We start from the raw sequence: 17,090 nt of genomic DNA, 5'->3' as shown, positions 1-17,090 counted from the left end.
AGTCATGGAGGACACGCTCCACATCCGGCGACACAGAGGGAAATGCAAGAAGAGATGGAGGATGCAAGATGAACCACATCTACAAAGTCGTATGGAGCAAAGTCCGCGGGTGCTACGTCGTCGTAGCCGAGATTGCCAGGAGCAACGGCAAGACCCGCTCCCAGAAAGTCGTAGCCGTCCTCGGCACCGCCCTGATCAGCAGTATGCTGTTCACCGGTGGGGGGCTTTTGACGGCAGAAGCAGCTCAGGGACAAGCGTTTGGTGACTCGACTACGGCATCGGGGGCAAATTCGATTGCCGCTGGCAACACGACAACGGCCTCCGGTCAAGAGAGCATTGCCCTTGGAACGCATAATACGGCATCAGGCAAGTGGTCTGTAGCCTTTGGCGGCACGTCTATCCAGCAGACCTTCAGGAATCATGGAAAGAACTACTTTGTTTACCAGATTGGGGACAAAACGTATTACAAGAATGAAAATGATTACTTCAGTACAGAAGACAATATGAAATTTACTGGAGATGCATCAACGGCTACTGCTGTGATGGTTAATGCAGGTAATACAGCCAGCGGGGATGCTTCCGTAGCATTTGGCCAAAATACACAGGCAAAGAGCCTTGGATCTGTAGCATTTGGCATGGGTACGCAGGCTGGAGCTGAAGATGGTAAGGGAGGTCAGAACTCGATTGCATTCGGCAATTACACGAAAGCATTAGGCGGCCGCTCTGTTGCCTTTGGTGAATACACGATAGCAAATTACAACGACTCTGTCGCCTTCGGCAATGATACGCGCGCACTCTCTACCGGCGCTACGGCCTTTGGCAACCGCACGCGTGCGTTGTCATCGTATTCTACAGCCTGGGGCAATGCTACCGTCGCAGCTGATGAAGAATCCACTGCTTGGGGTAGCGACACCATCGCCGGTGCTAAACTTGATGACAACGGTGCTGTGACCAATATCTATACCTACAAGAATAACCCGGACGATAAAAACGAGCAACCGAAGACTGCAACGGAAAAGATGGATGTCCATGGCAATCTGGCTTATACCCAGAACGGCAGTACAGTCGGTGTCAGGCAGATGGATATCGGCGGTAATACCGAAAAGCACGATTACGTGGTATTGGACGGCCAAGACGGCAATACCTATGTCCGTGACTATCAGGGCAGTCTCTGGAGAGTCACGGTTAGCGCTGATGGCAAGACGGCTACTGTCGACACGACAGTCGGCGATAATGGTAAAGTATACAACAATAACAGCAAAGCTGGAACAGTCGGTTCCAAGGCTACGACAACGGTCAATGGAACAGAAGTCGCCATCACGCCGGACAGTGTGCTAAAAAAAGCCCATGAAGGCAGTAACGGCTATAATATTGACGGCTATAAAGATGCCACGGCCTTCGGCTACTCGACCGAAGCCTCCGGCGACTACGCCACGGCCTTTGGCAATGACACCCAGGCAAAGGCAACAGGTGCCACGACCTTTGGCACGACAACGAAGGCTTCGGGCGACAATGCTACGGCCTTCGGCCTCAGCTCTACAGCTTCCGGCAAGCAGGCAACCGCTTTCGGCAGCTCGTCAACTGCTTCCGGTGACAATGCCACCGCCTTCGGCGAGAGCAGCACAGCTTCTGGCGAAGCATCTACAGCTTTCGGCATCAGTTCCACTGCTTCGGGCAGGAACTCCCTCGCCGCACTGGGTGGCACGGCATCGGCAGAGAATGCAGCAGCCATCGGCAACGGTGCACAGGCAACTCTCATCGACAGCGTCGCATTGGGCAGCAATTCCAAGACCACCCGTGCCAAGTACAGTGCTTTGACCGATGCTAAAGAAAAAGCGGCCTATGCGAAGGGCAGCACTTCTACTGGTTCAGCTTGGGAAGCAACGGATAATGCCATTGCTGTAGGCAATGACAGCACTACCACCCGTCAGATCACCGGCGTGGCAGCAGGTTCACTGGATACGGATGCTGTCAACGTGGCCCAGCTCAGAGCAGTTGACGCAAAGCACACGATTGTCACAGTCGGCGGCAATTCGGTAACGGCAGACAATACACCGGTTAACGGCGGCAACCTCGACTTGAAGCGCACGACTGCCACCAATGGGCAGGAAACGTATGACCTGTCATTGGACAAAAATGTGATCCTTGGCGAGCAGGTTGAGAATAATGGCGGTAAGCTGACCGTCAATAACGTTGATAAATTCAAGAATTATGATAAAGATGGTAAGCCTTTACCGGATACCACAGTCAAAGAAGCCGTTAAGATTGATGGCAAGACGGTATCAGTCGTAAAACACGATGGCTCGGCTGCGGATAACGATCAGCGTCAGGTCGTCTTGGGTGTTGATCAGGATGCGGGCGGATATGTCGCACTGTATGATAACACAGGCAGGAAACCGACCTATATCTACAATGCAATCAGTGGCGGTATTACGTATCTGAAAGATAAGAATTCGTATCTGACGCCTGACCTGACAAATCCGAACGATGAGCGCGCGTCCAATGAGTTCAATCGCCTGGAATACGGCGACTATCACACGGGGACAATTCAATTTATTGCTACCTTGGACGACGGCCAGAAGTATGCCGGTGACAACTACGAGGCCGCTAAGACCGAAACAAAAACTGTCGATGGCAAGACCACTACGACTGTCACGAAAGAAGAGCAGAACGTCCTTCTCAAGAAACTCAACGAGCGTCTTGACATCAAGGGCGGCGCAACTGGCGTTCTGACGGATAACAACATCGGCGTCAATGTTAAGGACGGTTTAATGAAAGTCCAGCTTGCTCAGAACATTAACTTGGGTGACAAGGGCTCTGTCGAGATGGGTGATACCACCATCAACAATGGTGGCGTGACCATTAACCAAAATGGCGATAAAAACAATCCAATCAGCTTGACAAAAGATGGACTCAATAATGGCGGCAAGACCATCACCAATGTCGGAAACGGCACGAAGGATAGCGATGCCGTCAACGTATCGCAGCTTAACGCAGCCAAGACGACGGTGACATCGAATGATCATTCTGTAACGGTTACCTCTGATAATAATGCAACGGATAAGCATACGAATTACGACTTGAAGATTGCTACGGCCACCTTGTCGTCGGAAACGACCGGCTCGGGAGACAGTGCTGTGGCAACCGGTAAGGTTGCTGTCACCAATCCGACATATACAGAGAATGGGCAGACTGTGGAAAATAAGAATGCCTATGTAACAGGACAGAGTGTTGCTGATGCCATCAACAAATCCGGCTTTAAGCTGACCGCATCGGCGTCCGAAGGTGCGGTGGCTGGCAACAAAGAGACCTTGATTCATCCGGGCGATACCGTGACAATCGATGCTGGTAAGAATATTTCTTTGACCCAGACCGATGGCAAGATTTCGATTGCCACGAAGGATAAGCTGGTTTTGGGCAAGGATACCTCTGACGGCAAAGACGGCCAGGAAGGCACCATTGGCCTGACCGGTAAAGATGGCGTCCCGGACACTGATGGCAAGCAGGGATACAGCACCACCATCATCAAGACGGAAAAAGGACAGCCGGGTGCGAATGGTCAGAATGGCAAAACCGGTGTGGACGGCACAGATATTACCCGCATTGTCTATCAGAATGGTAAAGACGGCGAAGTCGGCACTACGACCCATACGGTGGCCACGCTCGACGACGGACTGAAGTTTGTGGGCAACGACGGCAAAGAAGTTATCCGAAAGCTGAACACCACCCTGCCTATCAAAGGCGGCATTACGGATGCAAACGCGTTGAAGAATGCTTCCTCTAAGAATCTGGGTGTCCGCCAGAATGAAAAAGCAGATGGCAAAGAAGATGGCCTTGAAGTCGTCATGACCGATACGCCGGACTTCACGAAAGTCACGGTCGGTGAAGGGACTGATATGACACAGAAGATCATCATTGGTAAGCAGACTGTTACCGGCAAGAAGTCGGACGGAAGTGCATCTGCAACATCTCAGACCGGCAACTACATCACCGGCTTGGGCAACAAGGCCTGGGATAAAGACAATGTAGTTGAAAATCGAGCCGCGACGGAAGGTCAGCTGAGAGATGCCATCAACAGCGTAAATGGCTCCGTTGATAAAGGTTTTGGCCTGGCTGATGAAGCTGGCGCGACTGTGACGAAAAAATTGGGCGATACCGTCAAGGTCAAAGGCGATACCGTCTACAATGCAGATGGTACGGTTGCCAAAGATGGCAATATCAAGACCACTGTAAAAGACGGTGCTATCCAGATTTCCCTCAACGACCAGATTTCCGTTGGCCAGAATGGCAAGGACGGCAAAGTCACCGTTGAGACCAAGGGTGGCACGACCGTCGTCGTCGGCCGTAATGGTGCAGACGGTGATAATGGCAAAGATGGCCTCTTCGTTATCGGTAAGGATGGCAAAGACGGCAAGTCTGGCGTTTCCATCACCGGTCCGGACGGTATTGCTGGCAAAGATGGTGTCGATGGCAAAGTCGGCATCGCTGGCGAAGACGGCAAGGATGCAGTCTCCATCTCTGGTACGGGCGGCGTCGGCCATATCGGCTTGACCGGCCCAAAAGGCGAGAAGGGCGCTGACGGTACGCCGGGCAAGGATGGTATCTCCATCGACATCACGACGGATCTCAAGTCGGCTACGCTGGATGATGGCAAGAATGTCAAGACGGTCATCAAAGACAAGGATGACAAGGAAACGACCATCATCCAGGCTCCGCGCATCCAGTACGATAGCAATGGCAAGAACTATGAAGTGGCTACCATGGATGATGGTCTGAAAATCGGTGCCAATGCCGCAGCTTTAGGAAAAACTGCTAATCCTGTCAGCAATAAGCTGAACAGTACCATCAATATCATGGGTTCGGCTGCTAAAGCCGGTCATACTTATACCGACGACAATCTGACCACGACAGTGAAAAAGGATGAGAATGGAAACACGACGGTCAAGGTCCTTATGGACAAAGACATCACTGGCAATAGTGTTACCGTCGGTGAAAAGGGTGAAAAGGGCGAATCGGGTACGCCGGGCAAGGATGGCGTTGACGGTACAATTGGCGTTAACGGCAAAGACGGCTCGAGCGTGGTCATCAAAGGCCAGGATGGTATCTCCATCAATGGCAAAGATGGCCAGAATGGTGTGACCATCAAAGGCGTTGATGGCAAAGCTGGTACGGAAGGCCATATCGGGCTCATCGGTCCGAAGGGACCGAAGGGTGCAGATGGCAAGGATGGCCAGAACGCATCGGCTGATATCCACGTCAAGAATGGTCAGGTAGGTGTCGATGGTACCGACGGCAATAAAGGCACGAATGGCATGGACCGCGTTGTCTATGAAGACCACAATCATGTTACCCATGAAGTCGCCACGATGGGAGACGGCCTGAAGTTCGCCGGTGATGATGCGCATACGACAGTTGCCAAGAAACTCAACGAAACCCTGCAGATTCGCGGCGACGGTACTTATGACGAGAAGAAGAATACTGTAGCTGATGATGGCAACATCAAGACTTCTGTCGACAATGGCGCGGTCAAGGTTTCTCTGAGCGACAAGATTAACCTGCATCAGGATGGCTACTTGACCGTCGGCGGCAGCAAGAATGGTAATGCTGCCGATGGAAATGACCCGATTGTCATCAAGCACTTCGACGACAAGACGCTCGATGTGATTACAGGCGTCGACAAGAAAGGCAAGCCGATTATTGCCAAGGAAGGCAAGGCTGGCGACTATGTCACGGGTCTTGACAACAAGGACTGGAATGTCGACAAGCCGGAATACGTCAGCGGCCGTGCGGCTACTGAGGATCAGCTCAAGACAATCAGTGACGCGGTCAAAGAAGCCGCCACTACAGCCGGTAAGCATACCGTCATTACGGTAGAAAACGGGAAAGCCGCCGGAACTACAGACTATAATGGCGAAAACCTGAAGCTGAAAGTCACGGATGAAGATGGCCAGAAGACGTATGACCTGAAACTCAACGATAAAGTCACGCTGGGCAAGGATGGTGTCGATGGCACCGTTGGTCTCAAGGGTGCAGATGGCAAATCCAGCATCGGTCTCAACGGCAAGGATGGCATTTCTGTCATTGGTACAGATGGTAAGAATGGCGTCAGCATCACTGGCTCGAATGGCCTTAATGGTGAGAATGGCATTGATGGCAAGATTGCCATCGGTACGCCGGGCAAAGACGGCCAGCCGGGTAAAGATGCCGTTTCCATTTCTGGCAAGGACGGCGTTGGTCATATCGGCCTGACTGGCCAGAAAGGCGCAGATGGCAAAGACGGTGCATTCACGGATCTTTCCACGATTCTTGGCACGGCCACACTTGATCGCAACCAGAACGAAGTCAAGGATAAAGACAGCACGAAGGACAAGGCATCCCGCATCCAGTATCAGACGACCGTTACCACAGAAGATGGCAAAACTAAGACCATTACCCATGAAGTCGCTACGATGGATGACGGCCTGAAGTTCGTCGGCAATGACGGAAAGGAAGTCGCAAAGAAACTCAATTCGACGCTGTCGCTTACGGGCGGCATGGACAAGGATGCCGTAGCAACGGCTTCTTCTAAGAATCTGGGCGTCCGCAGCAATACAAATGGTGATGGCCTTGAGCTCGTCATGACCAATACACCGGACTTCACGAAGGTCACGGTCGGTGAGGGAACTGACACGACTCAGAAGATCATCATTGGCAAGCAGACGGTCACGGGCAAGAAGTCGGACGGCACTGCTGGAACAGCAGAGACGGGCAAATACATCACGGGTCTGGACAACACGAAGTGGAACAAGGACAATGTGGTTGAGAACCGTGCTGCTACGGAAGGCCAGCTCCGCGATGTTGCTGGTTCCATCACGAACCAGAGTCAGGGCGGCGGCTTTGGCCTGGCCGATGAAGCTAGGAACACCGTGAAAAAAGACCTGGGCCAGACCGTCACGGTCAAGGGCGATGGCAAGAACATCGAGACGAAGGTAGTCAATGGCTCTCTGGAAGTCTCTTTGAAGAAGGATGTCGACCTGGGTGGCAACGGCAGTATCAATGCCGGCCAGACGAAGGTAGACCAGAATGGCGTAGATACCAACAAGGTCACAATCAAGGATTCTGGTATCAGCATCAGCAAGGATGGCATCAATGGCGGTGGCAAGCAGATTACGAACATTGCCAGCGGCATCGATGGCAAGACGTACGCGGATGCCAAGGACAACAATGCGGCCAGCATCGGCGATGTCAAGAATATCGCGGGCAAGGTTGAGCAGAACGTCACGAACGTGACCAACAATGTCAATCAGATTGGTCAGCATGTCGATAAGCTCCAGACGGATGTCACGCAGCTCCAGCAGGATGTCAAGGCAGACCGTCAGTATCAGGGCGATGATGCCGCGACCAAGAAGAGTGTCAACGTCAAGTTCGGCCGCTTCCTGAGCCTGACGGGCGGTGCCAAGGTTGAGGCGCTGGCAGATGAGGGCAACCTCGGTGTCATCCAGCAGGAGAAGGAAGATCCGGATAACAAGGGTGAGAAACTCACCGGCCTTTCCATCCGCCTGGCCAAGGACCTCAAGGGACTCAACAGCGTTGAGGCGAATACCGTCAATGCAAAGACGGTCAACAGTGAGACGTTCCAGGCGGGCAATACCACCATCAACAATGGCGGCCTGACGGTCAAGGGCGATGACAAGCACAAGGACATCACGGTCCAGCAGGGCAGTGTCAACATGGGCGGCAACAAGATTGAAGGTGTCGCACCGGGCAAGGTCGCGCCGGATTCGACGGAGGCCATCAATGGCAGCCAGCTCGCGCAGCGCGATCAGGCGATTGGCAAGCTCGGTGGCGAGGTTAGCAGCCTCGACCGCCGTGTGGACCGTGTCGGCGCTGGTGCTGCGGCTCTTGCTGCACTGCATCCGCAGGATTTCGACCCGGATGACAAGTGGGACTTCGCTGTTGGCTACGGCAATTACCGCGGCGCGAATGCGGCGGCTGTCGGCGCGTTCTACCGTCCGAATGAGGACACGACGCTGTCGGTCGGCGGCACGGTCGGCGGCGGTGAGAACATGGTCAACGCGGGCATCAGCTTCAAGTTCGGCCAGGGCAACCATGTGACGAACAGCCGCGTCGCGATGGCGAAGGAGCTCCTTGCGCTCAAGGACTATGTCCAGAAACAGGACGAGAAGATTGAGCAGCTTGAGGCGCTCGTTGGCAAGCAGGGCACGGCAGCAGCGCCGAAGCGCCGCTCCATCCTGTTCCCGGATGTGCCGGAGAACCACTGGGCTTATGCGTACGTCAAGAAATTGGCGGACCGCGGCCTGCTCGAGGGCTATCCGGACGGCGAGTTCAAGGGGGACCGCACGATCACGCGCTATGAGTTTGCCGCAATCTTCTCGCGGGCACTCGAGAACGGTGCGAGCGTCGACACCGACATGGAGCGCATGTCGGAGGAGTTCGAGCCGGAGATCCGCGAGCTTTCCCTCAACCGCTTCCGTGTCGACCGCGTCGAGGGCAAGGATAATGACCGCCACAAGATCGAGCGCGTCCGCGTCAACGACCGCGACGAGCTGGTCAAGCAGAAGAACGGCGAGCAGAAGAAGCGCTACCGTGATGTCTACGGCAGCGTGATCGAGAAAGATGCGCCGGCTGATGCCGCAAAGTAAAACTGGATAACGATAGGCAAGAAGCCTCCGAGGAGTCTCCCCGGAGGCTTTTTTGCATCTGACAAGGAAAAATGCTTGACACGGGGGCGGGGGGCGGCTATAATAGCCTATGTCAAGCAAAAAGCCTTGGCACGATATCAAGATGAAGGTGGGGCAGGATGGAGCAGCTTTTGTATTTGTCGGCGCTGTTTGATTTTTATGGGGCGCTTTTGACAGAGAAGCAGCAGGAATGCCTCAAGATGCATCTCTTTGAGGATTTCTCGTTGTCGGAGATCGGCGAGGAGCTCGGGATTTCCCGGCAGGCGGTCTATGACAACATCCATCGCTCCGAGAAGGCCATGGAATCGTATGAGGCGAAGCTCGGGCTCGTGGCGCGTTACCAGAAGGAGCGTGCGGTGCTCGCGGACATCTGCCGCTCGGTCAAGGCCCTGCGGACGGATGAGAACAACGCGGCAGTCCGCGATATCCTCGCGCGCCTCGTGCCGTTACTTGGCAGCAATGAATATGGCCGGGAGGTATGATTTTTGATTTTTGAAAGTTTATCGGACCGACTTCAGGCAACCTTCAAGAAGCTCCGCGGCCATGGCAAGCTGACGGAGGACGACGTCAATGAGGCGATGCGCGAGGTGCGCATGGCACTTCTCGAAGCCGACGTCAACTTCAAGGTCGTCAAGCAGTTCATCAAGACCGTCAAGGAGCGCGCGATTGGCCAGGACATCCTCGAGACGCTGACGCCGGCACAGGTTGTCATCAAGATTGTCGACGAGGAGCTCACGAAGCTCATGGGCGACACGCAGAGCCGCATCAACATGAGTCCGAAGCCGCCGACGATCATCATGATGGTCGGCCTGCAGGGCGCCGGCAAGACGACGTCTGCTGGCAAGCTCGGCCTCGCGCTCAAGAAGCAGGGCAAGCGCCCGCTGCTCGTCGCGGCGGACATCTACCGCCCGGCGGCCATCACGCAGCTGCAGGTCCTCGGCAAGCAGCTCGACATCCCCGTGTTCTCGATGGAGCAGGGTACGGATGCAGTGACGATCGCGAAGAACTCGATTGATTATTCGCAGTCGCATGCCTGCGATGTCGTCATCATCGATACGGCGGGCCGCCTGCAGATTGATGAGAAGCTCATGAAGGAGCTCTGCGACATCAAGTCGGAGGTCCATCCGCATGAGATCCTGCTCGTCGTCGATGCGATGACGGGCCAGGAATCCGTCAACGTCGCGCAGTCGTTCAACGACGCGCTCGGCCTCGACGGTGTCGTCATGACGAAGCTCGACGGCGATGCCCGCGGCGGTGCCGCGCTCTCCGTCAAGGCGGTCACGGGCGTGCCCATCAAGTTCATCGGTCTTGGCGAGAAGCTCGAGCCGCTCGAGCCGTTCCATCCGGACCGCATGGCGTCGCGCATCCTTGGCATGGGCGATGTGCTCTCGCTCGTCGAGAAGGCACAGGCGACTTTCGACATGGAAGAAGCCAAGATGATGGAGAAGAAGCTGCGGAAGGACGAGTTCACGCTCGATGATTTCCTCGCGCAGATGCAGCAGGTCAAGAAGCTTGGCTCGCTCGACAACATCTTAGGGCTTATCCCGGGCATGGGCGGCCTCAAGAAGCAGCTCGCCGGACAGGACATCGACCTCGACGGCAAGGAAATCCGCCAGATCGAGGCCATCATCAAGTCGATGACGCCGAAAGAGCGCGCCAACATAAACATCATCAACGGCAGCCGCCGCAAGCGCATCGCGATGGGCTCCGGCACGCGCGTGCAGGACGTCAACAAGCTCCTGAAGCAGTTCGGCGAGATGAAGAAGATGATGAAGAAAATGAAGAAGATGCAGAAGGGCAAGAAAGGCCTGCCGAATCTCGGCGGCCTCGGGCTCCCGAAATTGCCGTTCATGCATTGAGATATTTCCCAATCAAGATTTGAAAGGTGGTGAATTCACATGGCAGTAAAGATTCGTCTGAACCGTATGGGTGCAAAGAAGAATCCGTTCTATCGCATTGTTGTCGCGGACTCCCGCGCACCGCGCGATGGTCGTTTCATCGAGGTCCTCGGTAACTACGATCCGTCCCAGAACCCGGCAGTCGTCAATGTTGACGAGGAGAAGGTTCTCGATTGGATGGGCAAGGGTGCTCAGCCGACGGACACCGTTAAGAATCTCTTCAGCAAGAAGGGCCTCATGGCTAAGTTTGCTGAGGCAAAGAACGCTAAGAACTGATTGAGTGAGGCTACAGCATGAAAGAACTTGTTGAAGTCATCGCGAAGTCCTTAGTGGATCATCCCGAAGATGTCCGCGTCGAGGAGAAGCAGCAGGACCGTCAGGTCACGCTCGAACTCCACGTGGATGAGGATGACATGGGCAAGGTCATTGGCCGCCAGGGCCGCATCGCGAAAGCCATGCGCACGGTTGTCAAGGCCGCAGCCACCCGGGAGAACAAAAAAGTCTCGGTTGATATCATTGAATAAATGAAATCAGAAGAAGAGCGGCATCGCCCACACAAAGACTTGTGGGCTTTGCCGCTGTTTTTGTATTTCAAGTTCGAGCAGAAAAGAGGAACAAACATGGATACGATTTCGCTCAAGATGCCGGTGACGATCAAGGCAAAGGTCACGGAAAAGCTCAAGGAAAAGATGCTCAAAGAACTCACGGAAGGCATCCAGCGCGCGGAGCTCGAGCTGCAGCAGCTCGACATCCAGGAGAAGCGCGTCCTGCAGGAGAACGGCCCGGCCAATGCCGATGACCCGACGCCGCAGGAAATCCAGCGCCTGCACGCTATCCAGCAGCACTTCGGCCAGGAGCGCCAGAAGCGTGCGGACTACCGCGCACAGGCTCTCGCGCAGAAGGAGCAGACGGAGAAGCTCAAGATCGGTTCGGAGATCGTGCAGGGCACGCTCGAGCGCCAGGTCGACGTCAAGGTCGGCGACGACATGCGCGAGCTCATGAATGTGGAAGTGCTGGTGGAAGATGACAAGATTATCGCCATCCGCGGCTAAGAAAAATGCGGCCAAGGACCGTGTGACGATCGGCAAGGTCGGTGCGGCGCACGGCATCCACGGCGAGATGCGCATCATCCCGCTGACGGACTTCACGGAGCGCTTTGCCGATATGAAGGAAGTCATGGTCGGCGACGAGCTGCTGCACATCGAGAGCTGCAAGTACCACAAGCAGTTCATCCTGCTGAAGTTCCGCGAGTACCCCGTGCGCGAGGACGCGATGCGCCTGACGGGCCGCCTGCTGACGGTCGACCGCAGCGAGGCCGTGCCGCTTGAGGAAGGCGAGTTCTACACGTTCGACATCATCGGCCTGACGGTCTACGATGAGACGGGCAATACGCTCGGCACGGTCGAAAACGTCCTGCGCACGGGCAGCAACGACGTCTATCAGGCGCGCCGCCCGGACGGCCGCGAGCTGCTGATCCCAGCGCTCAAGGCGGTCGTCAAGGTAATCGACGTCGCGGGCGGCCGCATGGTCGTCGACCTGCCGGAGGAGACGGACGATGCGCATTGACATGATCACGCTGTTCCCGGAGATGTTTGCGGGGCCGTTCGGTGCGAGCATCACGAAGCGCGCCGTCGACAAGGGCATCCTCGACATCCACTTCACGAATTTCCGCGACTACTCGCACGACAAGCACAGGCATGTCGACGATTCGCCGTTTGGCGGCGGCGCGGGGATGGTGCTGAAGCCGGAGCCGATGTACCGCGCCGTGCGCGCGGTGCTCGAGGAGACAGCGGCGCATGCGGCGAGCCGCCGCGTGCTGATCATGGACCCCGCTGGGCCTGTCTTTACGCAGGCGAAGGCCAAGGAGCTCGCGGGCTATGAGCAGCTCGTCTTCATCTGCGGCCATTACGAGGGCTTCGACGCGCGCATCTACCCGCTCGCCGACGAGGCCATCTCGATTGGCGATTTCGTGCTGACGGGCGGCGAGCTGCCGGCGATGGTCATCACGGACGCCGTCTCGCGCATGCTGCCGGGCGTGCTCGGCGATGCGGAGTCGGCGCCGACGGACTCGTTCTACGACGGCCTCTTGGGCTTCCCGCAGTACACGCGCCCGCGCGACTTCGAGGGCATGGAGGTGCCGGAGGTGCTGCTCTCGGGCGACCACGCGAAGATCCGCCAGTGGCGCCACGAGCAGTCGCTGCGCCTGACGCAGGCAAAGCGCCCCGACCTCTTGGCGAAGAAGGAGCTAAGCGACAAGGACCTCGAGCTCCTGCAGCGCTTTGCACAGTCGGAAGAGCAGTCTGAATAACCGCACGCGATCCGCTCAAAATCCACGCCTTCGGGCGCAAGATTCCACTTGTTTCAACGAGTTGAATCTGCTAAAATAAAGCTAAAGTTAGCAGAAAGGCCACGGCTTCTGGAGCCGTGGCCTTTTTGGTGAAAGCTATAAAAAGAAAGGCAGGTTTTGGTGGATTGGAGGAAAAGCTGAAGCTGTACGGCTTTAACAACCTGACGAAGGCATTGAGCTTCAACATCTATGACATCTGTTATGCGAAGTCGGCGCGGGAGCAGCAGGACTACATCAAGTACATCGACGAACAGTACAACTCGGAGCGCTTGACGAAGATCTTGTCGACGGTCACGGAGATGATCGGCGCGCGCATCCTCAACATCGCGAAGCAGGACTACGACCCGCAGGGCGCGAGCGTGACGATGCTCATCGCGGAAGAAGACGCGGTGACATCGGGACGCAAAAAGCCGGTCGAGTCGGCCATCCTCGGCGACACGATCCTCGCGCATCTCGACAAGAGCCATGTGACGGTACATACGTACCCCGAGTTCCATCCGGGCACGAGCATCGCGACCTTCCGCGTCGACATCGATGTCGCGACGTGCGGGGAGATCACGCCACTCAAGACGCTCGACTACATGATCGCGCAGTTCGACTCGGACATCATCACGATGGACTACCGTGTGCGCGGCTTCACGCGCGACCTCGACGGCCGCAAGCTCTTCATGGACTCGAAGATGCGCTCCATCCAGGAGTTCATCGCGCAGGAGACGCTCGACCGCTACGACGCCGTCGACATCAACCTCTACCAGGCGAATCTCTACCACACGCGCATGCTCATCAAGGAGCCGCAGCTGCAGAACTACCTGTTCAATACGGACATCTACGAGATCCCGCCGAAGGACCGCCTCGCCATCAGCAACAGCCTGCGCCGCGAGATGATCGAGATCTACAGCGGCCGCAATCTCTACTGAAAAAATGCGATAAAGATGATAAAGATAAGGAAGTGAAAGACGGTGGGACGATATCTGACTCAGGAGAGTGCACCGATTCTCGAGGCGCTCGAGCGCATGAAGCGCGCGCGCCTCGTGCCATTTGACGTGCCGGGCCACAAGCGCGGCCGCGGCAATCCGGAGCTCCGGGACTTCCTCGGGGAGAAGTGCCTCGACGTCGATGTCAACTCGATGAAGATGCTCGACAATCTCTGCCATCCCGTCTCGGTCATCCGCGATGCAGAAACGCTCGCGGCAGAGGCCTTTGGCGCGGCACATGCGTTCTTCATGGTCGGCGGCACGACGTCGGCCGTGCAGGCGATGGTGCTGACGGCAGTCGGGCGCGGTGACAAGATCATCATGCCGCGCAATGTGCACCGCAGCGCCATCAATGCGCTGATCCTCTGCGGTGCCGTCCCGGTCTATGTCAATCCGCAGATGGACCACACGCTCGGCATCTCGCTCGGCATGCGCGTCGAGGAAGTCAAGGACGCGATACGGCGTCATCCTGACGCCAAGGCCGTGCTCGTCAACAATCCGACGTACTACGGCATCTGCTCGAACCTGCGCGAGATCGTAGCCCTCGCACATGCGCACGGCATGATGGTGCTCGCCGACGAGGCGCACGGCACGCATTTCTACTTCCACGACAAGCTGCCCGTCTCGGCGATGGCGGCTGGCGCCGACATGGCATCGATCAGTATGCACAAGTCGGGCGGCTCGCTGACGCAGAGCTCGATGCTGCTCTGCGGTCCGAACGTCAATGCGGGCTACGTCCATCAGGTCATCAACATCACGCAGACGACCTCGGGCTCGTACCTCCTGCTCTCGAGCCTCGACATCAGCCGCCGCAACCTCGCCCTGCACGGGCAGGAGATCTTCGATAAGGTCATCGGGCTCGTCGAGTACGCGCGCGACGAGATCAACGCGATTGGCGATTACTATGCCTACAGCCGCGAGCTCATCAACGGCGACTCCATCTACGACTTTGACACGACGAAGCTCTCCATCTTCACGCGGCCGACGGGCCTTGCGGGCATCGAGGTCTACGACCTCCTGCGTGACGAGTACGACATCCAGACGGAGTTCGGCGACATTGCGAACCTCTTGGCCTACGTCTCAGTCGGCGACCGGCCTAAGGACATCGAACGGCTCGTCGCCGCGCTCGCGGAGATCCGGCGCAACTACCGCAAGGATTCCTCGAAGATGCTCAAGGCCGAGTACATCGAGCCGGAAGTCGTCTACGGGCCGCAGGAGGCGTTCTACGCCGAGAAGGAGTCGCTGCCTATCGAGTCGACTTCAGGCCGCGTCTGCAGTGAGTTCGTCATGTGCTACCCGCCTGGCATCCCGATCCTCGCGCCGGGCGAGCGCATCACGGACGAGATCCTGACCTACATCCGCTACGCGCGCAAGAAGGGCTGCCAGATGACGGGCCCCGAGGACATGACGCTCGCGCGGCTCAATGTCGTAAAATAATCGTGAAATAGAGGGGGGATTTTATGGAACTCTGGTTTACCGAACATCACACACCGAATGTCCGCTTTTCCATCAAGGTGGACCGCCAGCTCTACTCAGGCCGCAGCGAATTCCAGCGCATCGACATCTTCGACTCGAAGGAGTTCGGCCGCTTTTTGACGCTCGACGGCTACATGATGCTGACGGAGATGGATGAGTTCATCTACCACGAGATGATCACGCACGTGCCGATGTGCGTCAATCCCGACGCGCACGACATCCTCGTCATCGGCGGCGGCGATGGCGGCACGGTGCGCGAGCTCCTGCGCTATCCGACGGTGCGCCACATCGACCTCGTCGAGATTGACGAGCTCGTCGTCGAGGTCTGCAAGAAGTACCTGCCGCAGACGGCGGGCTGCCTTGGCGACCCGCGCGTCACGATCCACTACGAGGACGGCCTCAAGTACGTGCGCCATGCGGAGGACGCCTACGACCTCATCATCGTCGATTCGACGGACCCGTTCGGCCCGGGCGAGGGCCTCTTCACGAAGGAGTTCTACGGCAACTGCTACAAGGCGCTGCGCGAGGACGGCATCATGGTCAATCAGCACGAGAGCCCGTTCTACCAGCAGGACGCCTATGCGATGCAGCGCGCCCACAAGCGCATCGTCGATTCCTTCCCCATAAGCCGCGTCTATCAGGCGCACATCCCGACGTATCCATCGGGCCACTGGCTCTTCGGCTTTGCCGCCAAGAAGCGCCATCCCGTCAAGGACGTCAACTGGGTGCGCTGGAACGCCATCGGCCTCAAGACGCGCTACTACAACACGCAGCTGCACGCGGGCGCCTTTGCCCTGCCGAATTATGTGGAGAAGATGCTAAGAGATGTTGAACCGGAATCGTAATGTCGAGACCTTCCTCGGCTGTGAAAGCGACTACGAGGAGAGCCGCATCGTGCTCTACGGCGCGCCATTTGACTCGACGACGTCGTATCGGCCGGGCACGCGCTTTGCGAGCCGCACGATGCGCGCGGAGTCGTACGGCCTCGAGACGTACAGCCCGTATCAGGACCTCGACCTCGAGGACGCAAAGGTCTTCGACGGTGGCGACCTCGAGCTCTGCTTCGGCGACACGGAGCGTGCGCTCGCGGACATCGAAGCGTGCGCGCGGGACATCGTCGCGGACGGCAAGCTGCCGTTCCTCATTGGCGGCGAGCACCTCGTGACGCTGCCGGCCTTCCGCGCCGTGCAGGCGAAGTACCCCGACGTTGCCGTCATCCACTTCGACGCGCACACGGACCTGCGCGAGGAATACCTCGGCAACCGCCTCTCGCACGCGACGGTCATCCGCCGCATCTGGGAGCTCATCGGCGACGGCCGCATCTTTCAGTTCGGCATCCGCAGCGGCGAGCGCGCGGAGTGGTACTGGTCGGCCGAGGGCCATACGAAGATCCAGAAGTTCAGCTTCGCTGGCCTTGATGAGACAATCGCAGCGCTCAAGGGACGTCCCATCTACCTGACGATTGACCTCGATGTGCTCGACCCCTCGTGCTTCCCGGGCACGGGGACGCCCGAGGCGGGCGGCGTGCGCTTCACGGACCTTCTCTCTGCCGCGTTGCGTACCATCCGCGGCTGCCAGATCGTCGGCTGCGACATGGTCGAGCTCTCACCACCGCTCGACCCGAGCGGCACCTCGACGGCCACGGCCCTCAAGCTTCTGCGCGAGATGCTGCTGGCACTCGAGAAGCCCTACCTCAAGTAAGCAAGTCTATTTT

Annotated in this window: 12 protein-coding genes; all 12 read left to right on the top strand. The window is 57.1% G+C overall.

Annotated features, from left to right (window positions below):
- Positions 1 to 68: 68 nt before the first annotated feature.
- The 12 genes from MITSMUL_RS12845 (at position 69) to speB (ending at position 17,077) form a co-directional block, all read left to right on the top strand.
- Positions 69 to 8,642 carry an ESPR-type extended signal peptide-containing protein gene (locus tag MITSMUL_RS12845; RefSeq protein ID WP_005840075.1) on the top strand — a complete coding sequence of 2,858 codons (8,574 nt, stop codon included), beginning with the start codon at positions 69 to 71 and terminating at the stop codon, positions 8,640 to 8,642.
- Between the two features lie 158 nt (positions 8,643 to 8,800).
- The gene (ylxM, locus tag MITSMUL_RS03650; protein WP_005840073.1) at positions 8,801 to 9,163 is read left to right on the top strand and encodes a YlxM family DNA-binding protein; all 363 of its coding nucleotides are present in this window, start codon (positions 8,801 to 8,803) and stop codon (positions 9,161 to 9,163) included.
- Between the two features lie 3 nt (positions 9,164 to 9,166).
- A complete protein-coding gene (ffh, locus tag MITSMUL_RS03645; protein WP_005840071.1) occupies positions 9,167 to 10,540 on the top strand; it encodes a signal recognition particle protein in 1,374 nt (457 codons plus the stop codon).
- Positions 10,541 to 10,579: 39 nt separating this feature from the next.
- On the top strand, positions 10,580 to 10,855 hold the full coding sequence (rpsP, locus tag MITSMUL_RS03640; RefSeq protein ID WP_005840070.1) for a 30S ribosomal protein S16: 276 nt from the start codon (positions 10,580 to 10,582) through the stop codon (positions 10,853 to 10,855).
- A 17-nt stretch (positions 10,856 to 10,872) separates the two neighbouring features.
- Complete coding sequence (locus MITSMUL_RS03635) at positions 10,873 to 11,103, top strand: KH domain-containing protein (RefSeq protein ID WP_005840068.1); 231 nt, start codon at positions 10,873 to 10,875, stop codon at positions 11,101 to 11,103.
- Positions 11,104 to 11,199: 96 nt separating this feature from the next.
- The gene (locus MITSMUL_RS03630) at positions 11,200 to 11,631 is read left to right on the top strand and encodes a YlqD family protein (RefSeq protein WP_040635413.1); all 432 of its coding nucleotides are present in this window, start codon (positions 11,200 to 11,202) and stop codon (positions 11,629 to 11,631) included.
- Positions 11,603 to 12,145 carry a ribosome maturation factor RimM gene (gene rimM, locus MITSMUL_RS03625; RefSeq protein ID WP_005840065.1) on the top strand — a complete coding sequence of 181 codons (543 nt, stop codon included), beginning with the start codon at positions 11,603 to 11,605 and terminating at the stop codon, positions 12,143 to 12,145. Before MITSMUL_RS03630 ends, rimM begins: the two co-directional genes overlap by 29 nt.
- The gene (gene trmD / locus MITSMUL_RS03620; protein ID WP_005840063.1) at positions 12,135 to 12,887 is read left to right on the top strand and encodes a tRNA (guanosine(37)-N1)-methyltransferase TrmD; all 753 of its coding nucleotides are present in this window, start codon (positions 12,135 to 12,137) and stop codon (positions 12,885 to 12,887) included. Before rimM ends, trmD begins: the two co-directional genes overlap by 11 nt.
- A gap of 164 nt (positions 12,888 to 13,051) precedes the next feature.
- Positions 13,052 to 13,843 carry an adenosylmethionine decarboxylase gene (speD, locus tag MITSMUL_RS03615; RefSeq protein ID WP_040635410.1) on the top strand — a complete coding sequence of 264 codons (792 nt, stop codon included), beginning with the start codon at positions 13,052 to 13,054 and terminating at the stop codon, positions 13,841 to 13,843.
- Between the two features lie 42 nt (positions 13,844 to 13,885).
- Positions 13,886 to 15,337 (top strand): aminotransferase class I/II-fold pyridoxal phosphate-dependent enzyme, encoded by a 1,452-nt coding sequence (locus MITSMUL_RS03610; protein ID WP_005840060.1) that lies wholly within the window; start codon positions 13,886 to 13,888, stop codon positions 15,335 to 15,337.
- A gap of 23 nt (positions 15,338 to 15,360) precedes the next feature.
- Entirely contained in the window at positions 15,361 to 16,221 is an 861-nt protein-coding gene (gene speE / locus MITSMUL_RS03605) for a polyamine aminopropyltransferase (RefSeq protein WP_005840058.1), read from the top strand.
- On the top strand, positions 16,202 to 17,077 hold the full coding sequence (gene speB / locus MITSMUL_RS03600) for an agmatinase (RefSeq protein WP_005840056.1): 876 nt from the start codon (positions 16,202 to 16,204) through the stop codon (positions 17,075 to 17,077). The genes speE and speB overlap by 20 nt, the downstream gene beginning before the upstream one ends.
- Positions 17,078 to 17,090 lie beyond the last annotated feature (13 nt).

This window comes from Mitsuokella multacida DSM 20544, assembly GCF_000155955.1.
Lineage (GTDB): Bacteria > Bacillota > Negativicutes > Selenomonadales > Selenomonadaceae > Mitsuokella > Mitsuokella multacida.
Note: the sequence above shows the minus strand (reverse complement) of the source record. Positions and strands in the feature narration are given on the sequence as shown.